Source organism: Polaromonas sp. P1_G4 (assembly GCF_056405475.1).
Map to the genome: position 1 here is coordinate 1 of NZ_JBFUCA010000837.1, position 1218 is coordinate 1218.

Sequence of the window (1218 nt, forward strand, 5' to 3'; positions counted from 1 at the left end):
GGTGTGTGTGGCTCCGACGCCATGAACATCAACGGCAAGAACGGCCTGGCGTGCCTGACCAACATGCGCACGCTGCCTGAGGTCATCATCCTCAAGCCCTTGCCCGGCCTGCCTGTGGTGCGCGACCTGATCGTCGACATGACGCAGTTCTTCAAGCAGTACAACTCGATCAAGCCCTACCTGATCAACGACAACGTGCCGCCCGAAAAAGAGCGCCTGCAGAGTCCCGAAGAGCGTGATGAGCTCAACGGCCTCTACGAGTGCATTTTGTGYGCCAGCTGCTCCACCTCCTGTCCCAGCTTCTGGTGGAACCCCGACAAGTTTGTCGGCCCGGCCGGCCTGCTGCAGGCCTACCGCTTCATCGCCGACTCCAGAGACGAAGCCACCGCCGAGCGCCTGGACAATCTGGAAGACCCGTACCGCCTGTTCCGCTGCCACACCATCATGAATTGCGTCGACGTCTGCCCCAAGGGCCTGAACCCGACCAAGGCGATTGGCAAGATCAAGGAAATGATGGTTTTGCGGACAGTGTGACCAATATGGCCCCCACGCTTGTCGCTTCGCGTACTACGCTGCCTCCCGAGGGGGCGTGTTTCGCCTTGGGGCGGCCCGGCGGCGAAACCTCTACGGCCTGAACGATATGGAAACCGCCGACGCCCTGCTCGACGAGCGTGCCCTGAGCAAGCTCAAGTGGCGTTGCCGGCGCGGCCTGCTGGAAAACGATTTGCTGATTGAGCGCTTCTTTTTGGCGCACGAAGCGACGCTAACCGTCAGGCAGGCTAAAGGGTTAAATGATTTAATGGATTTGTCCGACAACGATTTGCTGGACCTGCTGTTAAAACGAAAAGTTGCCGGCCAGCTGCCCGATGAAGCGGCCAAGGCAAGTGCCTCTACTTCTGAAGCCCATGAAGTTTTAAAGTTGCTGCAGCCCGCAGCGCCGGCCCCCGATTACGCGTCCGTCCTCCATTGACACTGATACGAAAGAAAGAAGCACGAAATGAAGCTAGCTGACAACAAAGCCACCCTGTCCTTCAGCAACGGCAGCCCCAGCATCGAGTTGCCGGTCTACCAGGGCAGCGTTGGTCCGGACGTCGTTGATATCCGCAAGCTGTATGCCCAGACCGGCATGTTCACCTATGACCCCGGTTTCCTGTCGACCGCGTCCTGCCAGTCCGCCATCACCTACATCGACGGCGACAAGGGCGAGTTGCTGTACCG

At 59.3% G+C, this 1218-nt stretch carries 2 protein-coding genes and 1 pseudogene; all 3 read left to right on the top strand.

What is annotated here, in order from left to right; all coding sequences use genetic code 11:
* On the top strand, positions 1-534 hold a 534-nt coding region (locus AC1D1X_RS23800; protein ID WP_477699412.1), incomplete at its 5' end, for a succinate dehydrogenase iron-sulfur subunit.
* Positions 535-640: 106 nt separating this feature from the next.
* Positions 641-970, top strand: a complete 330-nt coding sequence (locus AC1D1X_RS23805) for an FAD assembly factor SdhE (RefSeq protein ID WP_477671353.1) — start codon at positions 641-643, stop codon at positions 968-970.
* Positions 971-997: 27 nt separating this feature from the next.
* Positions 998-1218 (top strand): annotated as a pseudogene (gene gltA / locus AC1D1X_RS23810) (citrate (Si)-synthase); the annotation flags it as partial.